The organism is Alcaligenes sp. 1735tsa3 (assembly GCF_024134565.1).
Classification (GTDB): domain Bacteria; phylum Pseudomonadota; class Gammaproteobacteria; order Burkholderiales; family Burkholderiaceae_B; genus Alcaligenes; species Alcaligenes phenolicus.
In genome coordinates, this window is sequence record NZ_CP099862.1 from 2,684,003 (window position 1) to 2,701,141 (window position 17,139).

Annotated in this window: 19 protein-coding genes; 5 read left to right on the plus strand and 14 right to left on the minus strand. The window is 56.0% G+C overall.

Annotated elements, in window-relative coordinates:
• Positions 1-57: 57 nt before the first annotated feature.
• Entirely contained in the window at positions 58-603 is a 546-nt protein-coding gene (gene orn, locus NIZ92_RS12510; protein WP_009455985.1) for an oligoribonuclease, read from the minus strand.
• Positions 604-646: 43 nt separating this feature from the next.
• Between orn and NIZ92_RS12515 the strand changes: the two genes are divergently transcribed.
• Positions 647-1,894 carry a M48 family metallopeptidase gene (locus NIZ92_RS12515; protein ID WP_254002051.1) on the plus strand — a complete coding sequence of 416 codons (1,248 nt, stop codon included), beginning with the start codon at positions 647-649 and terminating at the stop codon, positions 1,892-1,894.
• Positions 1,891-2,790 (plus strand): ribosome small subunit-dependent GTPase A, encoded by a 900-nt coding sequence (gene rsgA / locus NIZ92_RS12520; protein ID WP_026482958.1) that lies wholly within the window; start codon positions 1,891-1,893, stop codon positions 2,788-2,790. The genes NIZ92_RS12515 and rsgA overlap by 4 nt, the downstream gene beginning before the upstream one ends.
• 78 nt (positions 2,791-2,868) lie before the next feature.
• Here the strand turns inward: rsgA and NIZ92_RS12525 are convergent, their stop codons facing one another.
• Both NIZ92_RS12525 and rplS read right to left on the minus strand, forming a co-directional pair.
• Positions 2,869-3,540 (minus strand): CoA pyrophosphatase, encoded by a 672-nt coding sequence (locus NIZ92_RS12525; protein WP_052159464.1) that lies wholly within the window; start codon positions 3,538-3,540, stop codon positions 2,869-2,871.
• A gap of 153 nt (positions 3,541-3,693) precedes the next feature.
• Positions 3,694-4,068, minus strand: a complete 375-nt coding sequence (gene rplS, locus NIZ92_RS12530) for a 50S ribosomal protein L19 (RefSeq protein WP_003799181.1) — start codon at positions 4,066-4,068, stop codon at positions 3,694-3,696.
• 272 nt (positions 4,069-4,340) lie between these two features.
• Here rplS and NIZ92_RS12535 point away from each other — a divergent pair, with 272 nt between their 5' ends.
• Together NIZ92_RS12535 and NIZ92_RS12540 are read left to right on the plus strand one after the other, a co-directional pair.
• Positions 4,341-4,616: a lipoate protein ligase C-terminal domain-containing protein gene (locus NIZ92_RS12535; protein WP_035272700.1), complete on the plus strand. Its 276-nt coding sequence runs from the start codon at positions 4,341-4,343 to the stop codon at positions 4,614-4,616.
• Entirely contained in the window at positions 4,613-5,383 is a 771-nt protein-coding gene (locus tag NIZ92_RS12540; protein WP_035272697.1) for a biotin/lipoate A/B protein ligase family protein, read from the plus strand. The genes NIZ92_RS12535 and NIZ92_RS12540 overlap by 4 nt, the downstream gene beginning before the upstream one ends.
• 31 nt (positions 5,384-5,414) lie before the next feature.
• On the opposite strand, the gene NIZ92_RS12545 is transcribed toward NIZ92_RS12540, so the two are convergent.
• From NIZ92_RS12545 to NIZ92_RS12570, 6 genes are all read right to left on the minus strand, one after another.
• Positions 5,415-5,609, minus strand: a complete 195-nt coding sequence (locus tag NIZ92_RS12545) for a hypothetical protein (RefSeq protein ID WP_026482961.1) — start codon at positions 5,607-5,609, stop codon at positions 5,415-5,417.
• 207 nt (positions 5,610-5,816) lie between these two features.
• Positions 5,817-6,458 carry a peroxiredoxin gene (locus NIZ92_RS12550; RefSeq protein ID WP_009455994.1) on the minus strand — a complete coding sequence of 214 codons (642 nt, stop codon included), beginning with the start codon at positions 6,456-6,458 and terminating at the stop codon, positions 5,817-5,819.
• 186 nt (positions 6,459-6,644) lie between these two features.
• Positions 6,645-8,462: an acyl-CoA dehydrogenase gene (locus NIZ92_RS12555; protein ID WP_083053350.1), complete on the minus strand. Its 1,818-nt coding sequence runs from the start codon at positions 8,460-8,462 to the stop codon at positions 6,645-6,647.
• Positions 8,463-8,570: 108 nt separating this feature from the next.
• Complete coding sequence (locus NIZ92_RS12560; protein ID WP_026482963.1) at positions 8,571-9,500, minus strand: electron transfer flavoprotein subunit alpha/FixB family protein; 930 nt, start codon at positions 9,498-9,500, stop codon at positions 8,571-8,573.
• Complete coding sequence (locus NIZ92_RS12565) at positions 9,501-10,250, minus strand: electron transfer flavoprotein subunit beta/FixA family protein (RefSeq protein WP_009456000.1); 750 nt, start codon at positions 10,248-10,250, stop codon at positions 9,501-9,503. It lies immediately after the preceding gene.
• 85 nt (positions 10,251-10,335) lie between these two features.
• On the minus strand, positions 10,336-11,259 hold the full coding sequence (locus NIZ92_RS12570) for a histone deacetylase family protein (protein ID WP_026482964.1): 924 nt from the start codon (positions 11,257-11,259) through the stop codon (positions 10,336-10,338).
• Positions 11,260-11,270: 11 nt separating this feature from the next.
• Between NIZ92_RS12570 and mltB the strand changes: the two genes are divergently transcribed.
• Positions 11,271-12,464 carry a lytic murein transglycosylase B gene (mltB, locus tag NIZ92_RS12575; protein WP_254002052.1) on the plus strand — a complete coding sequence of 398 codons (1,194 nt, stop codon included), beginning with the start codon at positions 11,271-11,273 and terminating at the stop codon, positions 12,462-12,464.
• Here the strand turns inward: mltB and cysM are convergent.
• The 5 genes from cysM to lapB form a co-directional block, all read right to left on the minus strand.
• Positions 12,461-13,366: a cysteine synthase CysM gene (gene cysM, locus NIZ92_RS12580; RefSeq protein ID WP_088450354.1), complete on the minus strand. Its 906-nt coding sequence runs from the start codon at positions 13,364-13,366 to the stop codon at positions 12,461-12,463. The genes mltB and cysM overlap by 4 nt on opposite strands.
• 99 nt (positions 13,367-13,465) lie before the next feature.
• Positions 13,466-13,852, minus strand: a complete 387-nt coding sequence (locus NIZ92_RS12585) for a helix-hairpin-helix domain-containing protein (protein ID WP_115633863.1) — start codon at positions 13,850-13,852, stop codon at positions 13,466-13,468.
• 116 nt (positions 13,853-13,968) lie between these two features.
• Positions 13,969-14,967: an ADP-glyceromanno-heptose 6-epimerase gene (gene rfaD / locus NIZ92_RS12590; RefSeq protein WP_254002053.1), complete on the minus strand. Its 999-nt coding sequence runs from the start codon at positions 14,965-14,967 to the stop codon at positions 13,969-13,971.
• Positions 14,964-15,893 carry a D-glycero-beta-D-manno-heptose-7-phosphate kinase gene (gene rfaE1, locus NIZ92_RS12595; protein ID WP_022983278.1) on the minus strand — a complete coding sequence of 310 codons (930 nt, stop codon included), beginning with the start codon at positions 15,891-15,893 and terminating at the stop codon, positions 14,964-14,966. The genes rfaD and rfaE1 overlap by 4 nt, the downstream gene beginning before the upstream one ends.
• The gene (lapB, locus tag NIZ92_RS12600) at positions 15,890-17,137 is read right to left on the minus strand and encodes a lipopolysaccharide assembly protein LapB (RefSeq protein ID WP_009456011.1); all 1,248 of its coding nucleotides are present in this window, start codon (positions 17,135-17,137) and stop codon (positions 15,890-15,892) included. The genes rfaE1 and lapB overlap by 4 nt, the downstream gene beginning before the upstream one ends.
• Positions 17,138-17,139: the final 2 nt, after the last annotated feature.

The window sequence follows — 17,139 nt, forward strand, 5'->3', positions numbered from 1 at the left end:
CACGCTCACGAACCGTGCTGGGACCCGCATACCTTCCGCCCTGCCTGCCCTTCCCGTTTACAGACGGATGAAGTGCTCGCGGTAGTGTTTCAGCTCGTCAATGGACTCGTAAATATCGGCCAAGGCCTCGTGGCGGCTTTGCTTGACGAAACTTTTAACCACTTCAGGCTTCCAACGCAAAGCCAGTTCTTTCAGAGTGCTGACATCCAGATTGCGATAGTGGAAGAAAGCCTCCAGACGAGGCATGTAGCGGTACATGAAACGACGGTCCTGGCTGATGGTGTTGCCACACAGGGGCGACTTGCCAGCCGGTACGTGCTCTTTCAGGAATTCCAGCAACTGATCTTCGGCTTGCGCTTCGGTCAGGGTAGAGGCTTTGACCTTGTCGATCAGGCCGCTACGGCCATGCGTACCCTTGTTCCAGGCGTCCATGCCATCGAGCAATGCATTGCTTTGGTGAACCACCAGAACCGGGCCTTCCGCCACCAGAGTCAAGTCTGCTTCTGTTACCACGACCGCAACTTCGATGATGCGCTCTTTATCCGGATCCAGTCCTGTCATCTCCATATCGAGCCAGACCAGACGCTGTGTATGAACCGCCATATAATCATTCCTCAAAACGCCCATTTTACATATAGCCGCCTACATGCTGACTTTGTTGTTCATTATCTTTCTGCTTGCAGACATTTTGCTGCGCTTTTATTTAGGCCTGCGGCAGATCCGGCACGTTTATCGTCATCAGAACGAGGTGCCGGCCGAGTTTTCCGAACGCATTGGCCTGCATAGCCATCAACGTGCGGCACGCTACACCATCGCACGCACCCGGCTGGGTTTAAGCGAGCGTCTGGTAGAGGCCCTGGTCTTGCTGGGCTTTACGCTGCTGGGCGGTCTGCAATGGCTGGATGTCACGCTGGGCAACTGGATCAGTCATGAACTGCTGCGTCAGCTAACCCTGATTGGCACGGTCCTGGCGATTATGGGTGTCGTGGGCCTGCCTTTTGCCTGGTATCGCAAGTTTGTACTGGAAGCGCGCTTTGGTTTTAACCGCATGAAGCCTGCCCTGTTCTTTGCCGATACCGCCAAAACTCTGATCATCGTCCTGATTCTGGGTACACCCTTGTGTGCCGCCCTGCTCAGTCTGATGGATTGGGCAGGCCCTTCATGGCCCTGGTACGGCTGGGGTCTGTGGCTGGTTTTCAATCTGCTGGTGCTGTGGCTGTACCCGCGCGTTATCGCCCCCATTTTCAATACCTTCAAACCACTGGAAGATGCCAGCCTGCGTGAACGCATCAATGCCCTGGCGCAGCGTTGCGGCTTTCAAACCAATGGCTTGTATGTGATGGATGGCTCGCGCCGCTCCGCCCATGGCAATGCGTACTTCACCGGCCTGGGTCGCCAAAAGCGCATCGTGTTTTTTGATACCTTGCTGAACAAGCTCCAGCCCGAAGAAGTGGAAGCCGTGCTGGCGCATGAACTGGGCCACTTCAAGCATCGCCATATCCAACGCCGTCTGCTGATCAGCGTATTCACATCCCTGATCTTTTTTCTGCTGGCCGGCTGGGCCTGGGGCAAGGTGGGCTTTTATACCGGGCTGGGCGTGATTCCCCAGTTAGGTCGCCCCAACGACGCCCTGGCCCTGATCCTGTTCTTTATGGTGGTGCCTACCTTCACCTTCTGGATGGGCCCCTTGAGCGCCCTGCTCTCGCGCCGGGACGAATATCAGGCCGACAGCTTTGCCGCCCAGCACAGCCAGGCCCAGGACTTGATCAGCGCATTGCTCAAGCTCTATAACGACAATGCCGCAACCTTGACGCCCGACCCTATGCACTCTGCCTTTTACGATAGCCACCCCAACGCGATTGATCGCATTCGACACCTGAAAAGCCTGGCATGACATCTAAATACCTTAGCGGTCTGGTGACCGCCGCCCATGGTCGTCACTACTTTGTCGAACTGCCTGATGGCGAAACGATCAAGTGCTTCCCTCGTGGAAAAAAAGCCGGGATTGCGGTTGGCGATCAAGTCGATGTGTTGATGCAGGCCAAAGGGGAAGGCTCTATTGAGGCGGTGCAGGAACGGCGCAATCTGCTGTATCGCTCTGACGACTTCCGCACCAAGCAGTTTGCCGCCAATATTGATCAGCTTCTGATTGTGGTGGCGCCAGAACCCGTTTACTCCGAAGACTTACTGGGGCGCGCCCTGGTCGCGGCCTGGAGTGTGGATATTGAGCCGGTGATTATTCTGAACAAGGCCGATCTGAGCACCCACCTGGAGCGCGCACGCGCCAAGCTGGCCCCTATCGCCGCCCTGGGCGTCCCTATTCTGGAAATGGTGGCGCTGGAGCCAGAACAGACACGGGAAGCGCTGGCCCCCTGGCTGGCGAACAAACGTACCTTGCTGCTGGGGCAAAGCGGCATGGGTAAATCCACCCTGCTCAATGCCCTGGTCCCCGATGCCGGCGCGCTGACCCAGGAATACTCGCAAGCCTTGGGGGCGGGCCGACACACAACCACCAGCACCCGCCTGTATCACCTGCCCAATAGCGGCGACCTGATCGACAGCCCCGGCTTTCAAGCCTTTGGCCTGTCGCATATGACACAGGAAGATATTGCGCACGGCTTCCCCGATTTCCGAAAAGCGGTGGAGTCCTGCCGCTTTTATAACTGCACCCACAGGCATGAACCGGGCTGTGGCGTGCTGGCGGCCATCGAAGCAGGCAGCATTCACCCTGAACGGCACGCGCTATACCAGCGTTTGCTGGCCGAGCACGAAAACAAGCCACGCTATTAAGGGAACAAGGGGCAAAGCAAAACGCCCCTTTTTTGTGAAGGTGGGATACGCTGCAAAGCGCCCGCCCGTCAGGCCTGATTACAGGCCTTTGGCGTGAGTATCCCCACCGGCAGACAACTGCACCCAGGCAGCCGACAAGTGGTGGTAAAGATTACGGATCAAGACCGCCGTGGCACCCCAGATAAAGTACGGCCCCCAAGGGATGGAGAAGTAGTAACGCCCTGCCCCGTCCGGCAAATCGGCATGATGCAATTGATGACGCTGCGGGTCCAGCAGGACCGACAAGGGCACTTCAAAGACCTCGGCCACTTCAGAGCTATCGGGCAACACCTGAAAACCCTCTTGCAGCTCGCCAATAATGGGGCGCATCGCAAACTGGGTACTGGTCACAAAAATAGGATGCTGCCCCAGATAACGCACAAAGCGCGGCTCGATGCCGATCTCTTCCTGGGTTTCACGCAAGGCGGCTTCGACCGGCCCCAGATCCGAGGCTTCAATACGTCCACCGGGAAAACTGATCTGCCCCGCATGATTGTGCAGGTGCATGGCCCGACGCGTAAAAATGACGGTAGGCCCTTCGGGGCGCTGCATCACGCCAATACAGACGGCGGAGCGCACATTCATGGAACCGGGCAAAAACTCTGGATAAAAGGAGCTGCGAAACAAAGGCTCGACCTGCCACTGTATGGGCTGGGCAAAAGCGCTACGCAGAAAATCCAGTTGCTGGGCCTGAGCAGGCAATTCAGGCAAAGAATCTAATGCAACCAGAGGCTGGCTGCGAGGGTCGAATCCAGGAACGATAACGGGCCTGATACGAGGCTTATCCATAAGAACTGGTATGTGATCCCACATAAAAACAAAGGCACCCGCCTGGGTGCCTTTGCATCGCTGTTCGCTTGGGAATTAGTTACCCGAACGACGAACGAGTTTTTCTTTGATGCGAGCGGCTTTACCCGAGCGATCGCGCAGATAGTACAGTTTAGCACGACGCACAGCGCCACGACGCTTGACTTCGATGCTGGCGATCTGAGGGGAATACAGCTGGAATGTACGCTCAACAGCTTCGCCCGAAGAAATCTTGCGAACGATGAAAGAAGAGTTCAGACCACGATTGCGACGGCCGATAACCACGCCTTCGTAAGCCTGGACACGCTTACGCGTACCTTCAACCACGTTTACGTTCACAACAACAGTGTCACCAGGACCGAACTCGGGAGGCAGCTTGCCACCGGTCAGGCGCTGGATTTCTTCTTGCTCAAGAATAGCGATCAAATCCACGATTGACTCCAAAACCATCGTATCAGCCGCACACATTATAAAAATCGCGCTGACAGAGGATGAAAAAATGATTAGCCCATGATTCTATCAGCAAAAAGCCTGAATTACCAAGCTTTTTGACTGATCGCAGCGTCGTTTCCCGGCGTTTAACTACGCTAAAATACGACACTTTGGGCACGGTGCCCCCGTATTAAACGCAGCAAAGGCGGAAATTTACTCGCTTCGCCCTCCCCTTGGCAAAAAGGGGCCGACCTTATCAAAGGACACAGTCTATGCATGCTGAATACAAAGTCCCTGGCGGCAAGCTGGTCGTGATCGATCTGGATGTCAAAGACCATATGATCGAACAAGCACGATTGAGCGGCGACTTTTTTCTGGAACCCCCCGAAGCACTGAGCCTGATCAACCAGGCCCTGCAGGGTCTGTCCGTCAACAGCAGTGCCGAAGAAATTGCGGCTCACGTTAGCCGCGCCCTGCCCAAGGACATTGAAATGTTCGGTCTGGACCCGCAAGCCATTGGCGTGGTCGTGCGGAGGGCCTTGGCATGATGAGCTGGAACGAGTTGCCTTGGGAACTGGTCCATATGGAGCCGCAACCCGCTGCCCTGCATATGGCCCTGGATGAAATCATCACCCAGGAAGTCAGTGAAGGCACCCGCGCCCCCACCCTGCGCATCTGGGAGTGGCAGGAAGCGGCGGTGGTGATTGGGCGTTTCCAGTCCTTGCGCAATGAAATTGAAGCCGAGGCAGCTGCCCGTCACGGTATACGCGTCGTGCGCCGTATCAGTGGCGGTGGTGCCATGTTCATCGAGCCAGGCAACACCATAACGTATTCGCTCAGCGTACCCAAGCAGTTTGTAGCCGGCATGACGTTTCAGGAGTCCTACGAGTTTCTGGATTCCTGGGTGATCGAAGCCCTGCGCGAAATTGGTATTGATGCCTGGTACCAACCGCTGAACGACATTACCAGCGCCGGTGGAAAAATTGGCGGTGCCGCACAAGCACGCCGTGGCAATGCTGTCTTGCACCATGTGACCATGGCCTACGACATTGATGCTGACAAGATGCTGGAAGTCTTGCGCATTGGCAAAGAAAAGCTCTCGGATAAAGGCACCACCAGCGCCAAGAAACGCGTGGACCCTATCCGCAGTCAAACCGGCATGAGCCGCGAGGCTGTGATTGAAGCCATGCTGGACGTGTTCCGCAAAAAGACGGCACTTCAACCCCGCACACTGGAAACACCCACACTGGAGCAGGCCGAAAAACTGGCACGTGACCGTTTCCTGTCAAACGACTGGACACAACTGGTGCCCTGATCGCCCCTTGGAACAGCACAAGGGCGTGGCCTTAAAACCCGCCCATGCTGCCCAACCACAACAAGCCAGGAATACTGGCACCCCACACGGCAACCAAACACACATCCATGACCTTGGCCTTGAAAGACAGAGGCTTGGTAAATGGACTGGACGAGGCCGCGGAACGGACAGGGCCACGGAAACGTGGAGTGGCTTGAGGACGGTAATGACGGCTTGGACTGGACATGGCTAACTCCGTTTACTGTTTTCTTATACAGTACTGTACTTAAAACCAGCATCGAGCGCAATTAGTACCTGCGCTGATGTTGCGCCTTGTCCACTGATGCGCTGAGCCCAAGCGAGAGCCGTCTACCTGGAAAGGCTGTACCCACAAAAAAGCCCTCGTGCCATAAGCAGGAGGGCTTTTTGTCTGAGCCTAAAGGCCAAGTGGCGATTACTTGTTAGGCTGAGGCGTCACACGCAGGTAAGGACGGATTTCGGTGTAGCCTTTGGGGAATTTCTGCTTCAGAACTTCCGGATCTTTCAGGCTGGGAACGATGATCACGTCGTCGCCGTCTTCCCAGTTCACTGGCGTGGCCACGCTGTGGCTGTCGGTCAGTTGCAGGGAATCGATCACGCGCAGGATTTCGTTGAAGTTGCGGCCCGTGCTGGCTGGGTAAGTGATGATCAGACGCACTTTCTTGGCCGGGTCGATGATGAACACCGAACGCACTGTCACGGTGGTGCTGGCGTTGGGGTGGATCATATCGTACAGATCCGACACCTTGCGGTCAGCATCAGCCAGGATGGGGAAGTTAACGGTGGTTTTTTGAGTTTCGTTGATGTCATCAATCCACTTGCCGTGGGAATCAACGTCGTCAACGGAAACGGCAATCACTTTCACGCCGCGCTTGGCGAACTCATCCGCCAGCTTGGCGGTGTAACCCAGTTCGGTGGTGCACACAGGCGTAAAGTCGGCTGGGTGGGAGAACAGAACGCCCCAGCTATTACCCAAGAACTCGTGAAACTTGATGGTGCCAGCGGAGGATTTTTGTTCAAAATCAGGGGCCAGGTCACCCAGACGAAGTGTAGCCATTACGTTCCTCTTTTCGAAATGCAGCCGCGATCAGGAGATCACCGACTTAAATAATCAGGACTAGTCAGATGATTTTGTCAGCATAAAGAGTACGTTTCAAATAATTAAACGTTATATAAATATACCCAAAAAAGGCCCGGCAGCCAAAGAAGCTGCGCGGGCCTTTATGCCTTGGGGCTGATCGAGTTACAGCAGCTCAGTCGACAGGTAAGGAGTCAACTCCACACCATCCGCTACGGACTGTGCCAAGGCACCGGCACGTGGCAGCAAGTGGCTGGCAAAGAACACGCTGGTCGAGAGCTTGCGGCGCAGGAATGGATCCTGACTGCCTTCGCTCAATGCTTTCTCTGCAGCCAAAGCGGCACGGGCCATTTGCCAGCCAGTCAGCACATAGCCGGACAGCATCAAGAATGGCACGCTGCCAAGGAACACGGCAGGCAGGTCTTTCTGAGCGTTCATCAAGGTGAACATGGCAGCGCGTTCCACGCTCTTCACACCGGCTTCCAGACGATCGGCGATCAAGGTCAAGGCCGCTTTGTGATCACCGCCTTGAGCCGCACGTTCACGCAGCTTGGCAACAGTTGCGCCTAACTCGGGAGCCAGACCCTGGATCACAGCGCCGGCATCACGCAGAACCTTGCGACCGATGAAGTCATTGGCCTGAATCGCGGTTGTCCCTTCGTAAATAGGCAGAATGCGCGAGTCACGGTAATGCTGGGCCGCACCAGTTTCCTCGATAAAGCCCATACCACCGTGCACCTGCACGCCCAGGGAAGTCACTTCCAGGGACATTTCAGTGCTGAAACCCTTGACCACAGGCACCAGGAACTCGTACAGAGCCTGGTAGCGCTTGCGGGCATTTTCGTCGGCACTGTGACGCGCCTTGTCGTTCACACCGGCAGCAAAGTAAGCCAAGGCACGGGAGCCTTCTGTCAGGGCACGCATTTGCACCAACATGCGCTGCACGTCGGGGTGATGGGCAATCGACACGGCCTTGCCGCCAGTCAGAGGCGCACCCTGCACACGCTCGTTGGCGTATTCAAGAGCCTGCTGGAATGCACGTTCGGCCACGGCGATACCTTGCACGCCCACCGCGTAACGGGCCGCGTTCATCATGATGAACATGTACTTCAGGCCTTCGTTTTCCTTGCCGACCAGGTAGCCGACGGCACCCTCGCCCACATCACCCTTGCCCGAGCCGTACAGCAGCACAGCGGTTGGGCTACCGTGGATGCCCAGTTTGTGCTCCAGCGAAGCACACCAGACATCGTTACGCGCGCCCACGGAACCATCGTCGTTCACCATGAACTTGGGCACGATGAACAGCGAGATCCCTTTCACACCGGCAGGTGCATCAGGCGTACGGGCCAGCACCAGATGGACGATGTTCTCGGCCATATCGTGCTCACCGTAGGTGATGAAAATCTTTTGACCGCTGATGCGGTAGCTGCCGTCATCCTGAGGAACAGCACGGCTGGCAACCTGGGCCAGATCCGAACCGGCCTGAGGCTCGGTCAAGTTCATGGTGCCGGTCCAGCGGCCTTCCAGCAAAGGAGGCAGGAAACGTTGTTTCTGTTCTTCCGAGCCAACCATGGACACGGCTTCGATTACGCCGTCGGTCAGCAAAGGACACAGGGAAAAAGCCAGGTTGGCAGCATTGATGTTTTCACATGCCACGGCGCCGATCAGCTTGGGCAAGCCTTGGCCACCCAGTTCGGCTTCGTGCTGCAAACCCTGCCAGCCAGCTTTTGCAAATTCTTCAAAGGCTTTCTTGAAGCCGGGTGTGGTGGTGACCACACCATCATTCCACTTGGCGCCATTCTGATCACCGGCGCGGTTCAAAGGTGCTACTTCCTGCTCAACGAAGCGGGCGTTCTCATCAATAATGGCATCGATCAACTCGGCCGAGAAATCCTCAAAGCCAGGCAATTCCAGCACACCAGGTAGATCAGCCAGCTCTGTAAGTGCAAAGCGGATGTCTTGGGTGGGTACACGATACGTCATGAACACTCCTACACAGAAACAAAAAGGACCGAAGCCACAATCAGGCCCCTAGGATATACGCACTGAAAAAAAGCCTGCTGGAGAAGTCCCCAGCAGGCCGATGGGCGCTTAGAGCGCTTTTTCTAACTCAGGCACAGCTTCAAACAGATCCGCGACCAAACCGTAGTCGGCCACGCCAAAAATAGGCGCTTCGGGATCTTTGTTGATCGCCACGATAACCTTGGAGTCTTTCATGCCAGCCAAGTGCTGGATGGCACCGGAAATACCCACGGCCACGTACAGCTGAGGAGCCACGATCTTGCCTGTCTGACCCACCTGCCAGTCGTTCGGAGCATAGCCGGCGTCCACTGCAGCGCGCGAAGCACCCAGTGCGGCACCCAGCTTGTCAGCCAGACCGTCCAGCAATTTGAAGTTTTCGGCGCTGCCCATACCGCGACCACCGGACACGACCACACCGGCACCCGCCAGCTCAGGACGGTCGCTCTTGGCCACTTCACGGCTGACGAACGTAGAACGGCCCGAATCAGCCACGGCGCTCAGCTCTTCAACAGCGGCGCTACCACCTTCAGCGGCCACAGCGTCAAAGGCGGTGGTACGCACGGTGATCACTTTAACGGCATCGCTGGACTGAACGGTCGCCACAGCATTACCGGCATAAATAGGACGGGTGAAGGTATCCGCCGACTCCACGGACAAAATGTCCGACACTTGGGCAACATCCAGCTTGGCCGCAACGCGAGGGGCAATGTTCTTGCCCGAAGCGGTTGCCGGGAACAGGATGTGGCTGTAATTGGAGGCGATGGCCAGCACTTGGGCAGCCACGTTCTCGGCCAGTCCTTCAGCCAATGCAGGACCATCGGCCAACAGGACTTTGCTGACACCCTGAGCCTTGGCAGCCGCCTGGGCCACGCCAGCAGCCTGGTTACCTGCGACCAGAACATGCACATCACCGCCGATCTTCTGAGCGGCAGCCAGGGCGTTGAGTGTTGCAGCCTTCAGCTGCTGATTGTCGTGCTCGGCAATAACAAGGATAGCCATTTAAATCACCTTCGCTTCGTTCTTCAGTTTCTCGACCAGTGTGGCAACATCGGGCACCATAATGCCGGCAGCACGAGCTGGAGGCTCAGTCACTTTCAGAGTTTTGATACGAGGAGCCACATCAATGCCCAGCTCTTCGGGAGTCAGGGTTTCCAAAGGCTTTTTCTTGGCCTTCATGATGTTGGGCAGTGTCACGTAACGAGGCTCGTTCAGGCGCAGGTCGGTGGTGATCACAGCGGGCAGGCTCAGTTTCAGTGTTTCCAGACCGCCGTCCACTTCACGAGTGACCGACACGCTGTCGCCCGAAACTTCAACTTTGCTGGCAAAAGTGGCTTGTGGCCAGTCCAGCAAGGCAGCCAGCATTTGACCAGTCTGGTTAGCGTCGTCGTCGATCGCCTGTTTGCCCAGGATCACGAGCTGAGGCTGCTCTTTGTCCACCACGGCCTTGATCAGCTTGGCCACGGCCAAGGGCTGCAATTCAGCGTCGGTTTGCACCAGGGTGGCCCGATCCGCACCAATGGCCAAGGCCGTGCGCAGCGTTTCCTGGCTTTGTGCAACGCCGCAAGAAAGAGCGATCACTTCAGTGGCTGCACCGCTTTCTTTGAGGCGAGTGGCCTCTTCGACAGCGATTTCGTCAAAGGGGTTCATGGACATTTTCACATTGGCAATGTCCACCCCGGTTTGGTCAGATTTCACGCGCACCTTGACGTTATAGTCAACTACGCGTTTCACGGGTACTAACACCTTCATGTAATGTTCTCCAGTGCAGTCTTAAATAAAAATTATTCTGTTGAAATAAGGCTTTAGAAGAATTCCAAAGCCCGAAGCCACTCGCCTAAAGCCCGGCGAAGGCCTTGATGTGAGCCACCACGCTGCGCCCCAGGGACGAGGGATCGTACCCCCCTTCCAGCATACTGACCAGACGTTGTCCGGCACTAGGCGCACTGGCCTGGACCACCATAGCGGTCAATTCCGCATAATCGGCCTCAACCAAGCTGAGCTGTCCCATTTCATCTTCACGGTGGGCATCAAAGCCGGCCGAGAAAAAGACAATTTCAGGGGCAAACGCCTCTATGCGGGGCAAACAAACCTGTTTGAACAGATCGATAATCTGAGCAGACTTGGTGTAGGCCTCAACCGGTATATTTACCATGTTTTGCGCCGCCGGGTCCTGAAAGGAATCAGGAAAAAACGGAGACTGAAAGAAACTGCACATCAGAACCCGCTCGTCGCCGGCAAAAATCTGCTCGGTTCCATTGCCGTGGTGCACATCAAAATCCACGATCAGCACACGCTTGAGGCCATATTTTTCCATCGCATAGGCCACGGCCACAGCGATATTGTTAAAAAAACAAAACCCCATCGCCCGCGCCCGCTCGGCATGATGACCGGGAGGTCGTACCGCACAAAATGCGCCCGTCGCCCCTTCGTTCATGACGCCATCGACCGCATCCAGGCCCGCTCCGGCTGCGGCATAGGCTGCTTCCAGAGTGTGCGGATTCATCAAGGTGTCCGGATCGATATTGAAATACCCCTGCTGCGGCAATTGCTCTTTGAGCTTTTGCACATAAGCGGCATCGTGTACCCGCAAGATATCCTCATCCGTCGCCAGCCTTGCCTGTCGCTGAGCCAGATAGGATGCCAGACCGCTTGATAGCAGTTGATCGTTTATGGCATCCAGTCGCTGCGGACTTTCCGGATGCCATCGGCCCATCTCATGCAAATGGCATGATGGATGGATAAAATATAGTGTCTCCATGAGGATGGATTATGTTCAGACCCACTCGAATTTTGCAAGCAGTACTGATCGCGCTGAGCACTGCCGGCTGCGCCACAACCACTTCCCAAGCTCCGACCACGGACACCAAACCCAGCAGCGGCGCGGCTTTCCAGACCTCGGCAAAAAAAACCGGCACCGTCGAAATCAAGGCTTTGGCCGAACCCGCGTCCATTCAGGCCGGTGAATCTCGCTCTGGTCGGACACAATTTTTTAAATTAAACGGTGAATTAAACGATGACATTGCGAGCTACGCCCAAGAAGTGGCGACAGTACGCAAGATCCCGCTGGATGTCGTCACCGATATGTTGCAGCAAGCTCAATATAACGAGACCGCCGCCAAATTAATGCGCCCCACCAAAGGGCGCATCAAGCGCAGTTGGGTAACGTATAAAAAACGCAATGTAGACCCGGCCCGCATTCAAGGTGGCGTCCAGTTCTGGCAAAAACATCGCCTGGCCTTGGACCAGATTTCCAAAGACTATGGTGTACCGCCCTCTATTATTGTGGCCATCCTCGGCGTGGAAACCGTCTACGGCAAAATCATGGGCGACTTCAAAGTGCTGGATGCCTTGTTTACGCTGGGCTTTGCCTATCCGGATGACAGCCGTCCCGAGCGTGGCCAGTTGTTCCGTGATCAATTAGCGGACCTGATCGAATTGCATTATCAAAGCGAGCTGGACGCACGTATTGTTCAAGGCTCGTTCGCAGGCGCTATGGGTATGTCCCAGTTCATGCCCGGCAGCTTGATACGCTATGCCGTCGATGGCGATGGAGATGGCCGTATTGATCTGCGCAATAACCCAGCCGATGCCATGGCGTCGATTGCCAACTTCTTGCGTGCACACGGCTGGGAACCCGGCCTGCCGGTTTTCGCTCCGGTCGAATTGAGCAACGCAAGTAAAGCGATGGTGGACGGTGGCATTTATCCCAAACTTAGTTGGGCACAATTGAATAATGCCGGTGCGACGGTGAAAGGTCAGAGCCAGAACGCAGGCCCCTGGCAGCAGGCTCAATTAGGTGTAGTGAACCTGGTGGACGAGCCACGCAATACCACCGAGTATCGCCTAGGCACGCCCAACTTCTTTGCCATTACCCATTACAACCGCAGTTACTTTTATGCCAGCTCGGTCGCCGATCTGGCTTCCGAACTGGCCAAACAAATGGGCTACGGCAACCCTAATTAATTAAAGATGCCGGTAGACAGGTAACGGTCGCCACGGTCACACACAATGAAAACGATCGTGGCGTTTTCTACGCGCTGAGCAACGCGCATGGCTGCCACCAAGGCACCGCCGGACGAAATACCGGCACAGATCCCCTCTTCAGCGGCCATACGGCGCGTCATGATCTCGGCCTCTTGCTGGCCAATTTCCTCGAACCTATCCACTTTGGAGGGATCGTAAATTTTGGGCAGATACTCTTCTGGCCATTTACGAATGCCGGCAATTTGCGCCCCTGGTGCAGGCTGAGCCCCCACCACCACTATGCCGCTGTTCTGGCTGCGCAAATAATTACCCACACCCATGATGGTGCCCGTCGTGCCCATGGCGCTGACAAAGTGAGTGACCTGACCATCGGTTTGCTGCCAGATTTCCGGGCCGGTGCTATGCACGTGCGCCGCTGGATTATCCTTGTTGGCAAACTGATCCAGCACCTTGCCCTGCCCTTCAGCCTGCATCTTCAACGCCAGATCACGGGCATATTCCATACCGCCTTGATCCGCAGGCGTCAGAATCAACTTCGCGCCATAGGCTGTCATGGAAGCACGACGCTCCAGCGACAGGTTATCGGGCATGATCAAAATCATTTTGTAGCCACGCACGGCCGCAATCATGGCCAGGGCAATACCAGTATTGCCACTGGTGGCCTCGATCAAGGTGTCTCCCGGCTTGATATCACCGCGGCGCTCGGCCTCTTGAATCATGGAACTGGCAGCACGGTCTTTCACCGAACCGGCAGGGTTATTGCCTTCCAGCTTGGCCAACACGACATTACCGCGTGCCTGCCCAAACTCGCCTGGAATACGCTGCAAGCGAACCAAGGGGGTTTGGCCAACGGTATCTTCAATGGTGGGATAGTTTTTCATCGATCAATCTCTTACCTTGAGCAAGAAGGCAGCCAGCTCGCACTGACTGCCCATGCAGACTAAACAAACTACTAGCTTAAAGCGAGTCTACGCCCAGGGCTACGGCTTTCTTCTTATATCCGCATCGACCGTATTGGAAACCGCCTTGCTGGCGGCTTTGGCAGGTTCCACTTTCAGGCCCGACTGCTCCATCGTAACGATCTTTTTCGCGCCTATCCCTTTGACCCGGTCCGCCAAATCCTGCAAAGAGTCGAAAGGGCCACCCCGCTGGCGCTCCTCCAGAATCAACTCGGCCGTGCGGGGGCCTATACCTTTAATTTGCTGCAATTGTTGAGCATCAGCCGTATTCAAATCCACCGCGGCAGCCAAGTTCCAGGGCCCCAATAAGCATAGGGCAAGCAGAAAGCGAAGAACGGACGCACGCCAACCTTGCATTGAGTGCAACCAGCGATGGGAAACGGGGGACAAGATCAGGGAGGTAGACATGATAAAGGCTCCTTGGAAAGAAGCCTTTATGGTGCTGCCTGGGTGAATGCAAAAGCGGGCCGGAGACCGCATTTAGCCATGCGTGGCAGCCCGCATGGACTTTAAAGCCCTACTGCTTAGCGCAGAGCCCCCGACTGCAGCAGACGGCGTACGTACTCAGCGACACCCGTCTGTACATCGTGGAAAGGCTTGTCGTAACCAGCCGCACGCAGCTGTGTCAGGTCTGCCTGGGTGTGGCTTTGATAACGGCCTTTCAGATCATCGGGAAACGGGATGTATTGCAGAAACTGCTGCGTCACCAACTCTTCCAATGTCAGAGTAGGCAAGCCATCATGCTCACGCAAGGTGTTGACGACGGTCTGGGCTACATCATTGAACGGCTGGGCACGTCCCGAACCGCAGTTGAACACGCCCGACTGCTTGTCCTGACCCAGGAAATGCAGATTCACCGACACGACATCATCAATAAAGACGAAGTCACGTTGCTGACCGCCATCCACATAGCCATCCCAGCCACCAAACAAGAGTACATGACCGTCGCGACGGTATTGCAGCATATTGTGATAAGCCACCGAGGCCATACGACCTTTGTGCTGCTCTTGTGGACCATAGACATTGAAGTAACGCAGGCCGACCACTGGCGCACGCAGACTATCCAGATGACGACGCAGCACTTGGTCGAACAGAAACTTGGAATAGCCGTAGACGTTCAACGGCCCTTCGTTGCTGAGGTCCTCGGCATACAAGGGACCCGCACCGTAAACAGCGGCGGACGAAGCATACAAGAGAGGAATACGCTTGGCCTGGCAGTACTCGAAGATTTCCAGCGTCACGCGGTAGTTGTTGTCCATCATGAACTGACCATTGCGCTCGGTCGTATCCGAACATGCGCCCTGGTGCAGTACAGCTTCAATATTGGAGAACTCGTCGCGCGCCAACCGGGCACGGAAATCGTCCTTGTCCATATAGTCGGCAATTTGGCCATGCACCAGATTGACGAACTTGTCGCCATCGCTCAGGTCGTCCACCACCAGAATGTCAGTCACACCCTGCTGGTTCAGGCCTTTCACCAAATTGCTGCCAATAAAGCCAGCGCCACCGGTCACTACGATCATGCCAATTCCTTTGCCGTCACAATGGACGTACCCAATTTTCCGACCACGATACCACCCGCGCGGTTCGCCCAGCGCATGGCCTGCAACCAGTCCAGACCCGCCGCTCGCATCACCGCCAGCGTTGCCAATACCGTGTCCCCGGCACCCGAGACATCGAACACCTCTTGTGCCTGCGCATCCACATGCTCACGCCCCTGCTCGGTGAACAAGGTCATCCCTTGTTCGGAACGGGTAATCAGCAAGCATTCCAAATTCAGCTTGCGACGCAAATCTTGAGCGCGTCGCATCAAATCATCTTCATCTTTCCAGGCGCCCACAGCTTCCTGCATTTCCGAACGATTCGGCGTCAGGATAGTGGCACCTTGATAGCGCTCGTAGGTTTTGCCTTTGGGATCGACCAGAACAGGAATGTTCTTCGATCGTGCCAACGCAATCAAACTTTCTACCTGGGCCAAAGCGCCTTTCGCATAGTCCGACAAGACCAGCACCTGATGCTGATCCAGCAAGTCGCTCATGTTTTGCTGCAACTGATCCAAAGCGCTGCTGGCCGGGCTTTCTTCAAAATCCACGCGCAGCAATTGTTGCTGACGCCCCAGCACGCGCAGCTTCAGCGATGTGGGCATGACCGGATCTTGCACCCAATGCGCCTGAACATGGTCCGCTTCAGCCAGTTCACGCACGGTCTTGCCCGCTTCGTCCTGCCCAATCACGCCCAGCAGGCTGGCCTGGGCACCCAAAGCGGCAATATTGCGTGCCACGTTGGCGGCACCACCCAGACGGTCCTCTACCCGCCCCATCTTGACCACAGGAACGGGTGCTTCGGGGGAGATACGATCCACATCGCCAAACCAGTAACGGTCCAGCATGACGTCACCCACGACCAGCACACGGCTGGCAGCAACAGCCTCACCAGGGAAGGTCATCATTTCAGCTCCTCAAGGCGGCGAGGTGCATAGGTTTCCCAGGAGTTGCAGCCGGGACATTGCCAATAGAAATGGCGAGCCTCAAAACCGCAAGAACTGCAGGAATAACGATCCAGACGCTGGGTGTGACGATGTATCAAGGAACGCAGCAGGCTTAAATCCGCACCTGCAATAATCTGATCGACACCGACAGCCTCCGCGCCTTCGGTACTTTCCTTGCCCTGCCCTTGATCCTGGAGTTCAACTTCCAGCATCTTGTCCAGACCCAATAAAGAAGGATGGGCACGCAAGGCATCACGGGCAAACGCCCAAGCCTGCAAATGGCCTTCCTGTTCGCGCAGAACACGGAACAGCACATTGAAAATATCCAGGCTGGGATGCTGCTGATAATGACTGCGCAACATGGCAACGCCCTCTTCGCCCCGACCCAGCTTGCGGTAACTGTCCAGCAGCTCGGTCGCGTACAGGCCCACATATTCAGGCGCACTGCTCAAAATGGAAACCAGGTAAGCCCGCTCCTGCTCGCTCTGGCCTTGCATACGCGCCACACGAGCACGCAAACCGGCAACCCGCGCCTGAGAAGCATACATGCCTTGGCCCGTGCCCAGCTTGCGAATGGCATTATCCGCCTCGTCCAAAGCTTTGGCGGCACGTTCAAAATCAGGCTGCTTGCCTTGCAACGCCCCTTCAGCCTGCTCACACTGGTAATGCACCAGTTGCGGCACAGGCTCATCGACCAAGGCACGCAAACGGCGCACCGCTTCAATGGCACGCGGCCAATCGTGCTCGGACTCATAAATACGGATCAAGGCGCGCATGGCCGGAATAGCAAAGCGCGTTTCACGCACCGCTTCAAAAGCGGCCTCGGCCCGGTCCAGCATGCCAGCTTTCAGGAAATCCTGGGCAATCTGAAACTGGGCATTTTCACGATCTGCAACCGGCAAATCAGCGCGCGACAGCAGACTTTGATGCACTCGGATGGCGCGCTCCATTTCACCACGACGGCGAAACAGGCTACCCAGTGCAAAGTGCAGCTCGGTGGTTTCGGGGTCCAGCTTGGCCACTTCCACAAAGGCGTCAATGGCACGATCCGGCTCTTCATTGAGCAGGAAGTTCAAACCCTTGAAATAGGAATCCGGCAAAGTGCGAGTTTCGGACATCATCTGCCGAAAATCCACCCGCGCGGCGACCCAGCCCAAGGCAAATAGAATTGGTACAAAAACCAACCACCAGGTTTCAAAATCCACTG

Excerpts from the sequence above, each read along its gene's own strand:
- mltB (WP_254002052.1), top strand. The coding sequence starts at position 11,271 with ATGTTCAGACCCACTCGAATTTTGCAAGCAGTACTGATCGCGCTGAGC.
- rfaD (WP_254002053.1), bottom strand. The coding sequence starts at position 14,967 with ATGATCGTAGTGACCGGTGGCGCTGGCTTTATTGGCAGCAATTTGGTG.
- NIZ92_RS12535 (WP_035272700.1), top strand. The coding sequence starts at position 4,341 with ATGCATGCTGAATACAAAGTCCCTGGCGGCAAGCTGGTCGTGATCGAT.
- rsgA (WP_026482958.1), top strand. The coding sequence starts at position 1,891 with ATGACATCTAAATACCTTAGCGGTCTGGTGACCGCCGCCCATGGTCGT.
- NIZ92_RS12545 (WP_026482961.1), bottom strand. The coding sequence starts at position 5,609 with ATGTCCAGTCCAAGCCGTCATTACCGTCCTCAAGCCACTCCACGTTTC.
- NIZ92_RS12550 (WP_009455994.1), bottom strand. The coding sequence starts at position 6,458 with ATGGCTACACTTCGTCTGGGTGACCTGGCCCCTGATTTTGAACAAAAA.
- NIZ92_RS12555 (WP_083053350.1), bottom strand. The coding sequence starts at position 8,462 with ATGACGTATCGTGTACCCACCCAAGACATCCGCTTTGCACTTACAGAG.
- orn (WP_009455985.1), bottom strand. The coding sequence starts at position 603 with ATGGCGGTTCATACACAGCGTCTGGTCTGGCTCGATATGGAGATGACA.
- NIZ92_RS12565 (WP_009456000.1), bottom strand. The coding sequence starts at position 10,250 with ATGAAGGTGTTAGTACCCGTGAAACGCGTAGTTGACTATAACGTCAAG.
- NIZ92_RS12560 (WP_026482963.1), bottom strand. The coding sequence starts at position 9,500 with ATGGCTATCCTTGTTATTGCCGAGCACGACAATCAGCAGCTGAAGGCT.
- NIZ92_RS12515 (WP_254002051.1), top strand. The coding sequence starts at position 647 with ATGCTGACTTTGTTGTTCATTATCTTTCTGCTTGCAGACATTTTGCTG.
- NIZ92_RS12585 (WP_115633863.1), bottom strand. The coding sequence starts at position 13,852 with ATGTCTACCTCCCTGATCTTGTCCCCCGTTTCCCATCGCTGGTTGCAC.
- rfaE1 (WP_022983278.1), bottom strand. The coding sequence starts at position 15,893 with ATGATGACCTTCCCTGGTGAGGCTGTTGCTGCCAGCCGTGTGCTGGTC.
- cysM (WP_088450354.1), bottom strand. The coding sequence starts at position 13,366 with ATGAAAAACTATCCCACCATTGAAGATACCGTTGGCCAAACCCCCTTG.
- NIZ92_RS12570 (WP_026482964.1), bottom strand. The coding sequence starts at position 11,259 with ATGGAGACACTATATTTTATCCATCCATCATGCCATTTGCATGAGATG.
- NIZ92_RS12540 (WP_035272697.1), top strand. The coding sequence starts at position 4,613 with ATGATGAGCTGGAACGAGTTGCCTTGGGAACTGGTCCATATGGAGCCG.